Source organism: bacterium (genome assembly GCA_020440705.1).
Lineage (GTDB): Bacteria > Krumholzibacteriota > Krumholzibacteriia > LZORAL124-64-63 > LZORAL124-64-63 > JAGRNP01.
This window is the reverse complement of record JAGRNP010000311.1, coordinates 1-607: the sequence shown is the minus strand read 5'-3', so window position 1 is coordinate 607 and position 607 is coordinate 1. Positions and strand designations below refer to the sequence as shown.

Sequence of the window (607 nt, the reverse complement as noted above, 5' to 3'; positions counted from 1 at the left end):
CCTTCGGGTGTCTTCCCCCTTTTCAATTCGCCTTCTCTGAGGGTGCATTGCAAAGGGTGTCCTCCAGATTTTCTCCTTCATGGAGACACCGCGACTTCGGACGGTTATCCGAAGCCACTGGTCCTTCAACGGACCGATCAAACCGGCTGGCTTGGGCGCAGTTTTTCCAGAAATCACAGGTGTCCGTAAGTACGATGGAACTGTGGTTTCCCGGCTCAAACGCCAAATCCGGGGAGCAATCTACTCGATGTTTTCGGCCCGTTCGAAGCGATCGAGATCTTTCAGGAGATACAACCATGGCATCAGTCAACAAGGTCATCATCGTCGGCAACCTCGGCCGCGATCCCGAAATCCGTTACGCCCCTTCGGGTGACGCCATCTGCAACGCGAGCATCGCGACCACGGACACCTGGCGCGACAAGCAAACAGGTGAAAAGCGGGAGAGCACTGAGTGGCACCGCGTCGTCTTCTTTGGAAAGCTGGCAGAGATCGCAGGCCAGTACCTCAAGAAGGGGCGTGCGGTCTATGTCGAAGGCAGCTTGCGTACCCGCAAGTGGCAGGACCAGGACGGAAAGGAGCGATTCACCACCGAAATCCGTGCCAATGA

The 607-nt window shown here is 56.5% G+C and carries 1 protein-coding gene; it reads left to right on the top strand.

Translation table 11 applies throughout. From position 1 onward, the window contains the following. Window positions 1-296: 296 nt before the first annotated feature. A partial coding sequence (gene ssb, locus KDM41_18545) for a single-stranded DNA-binding protein (protein ID MCB1185424.1) occupies window positions 297-607 on the top strand: 311 nt, incomplete at its 3' end.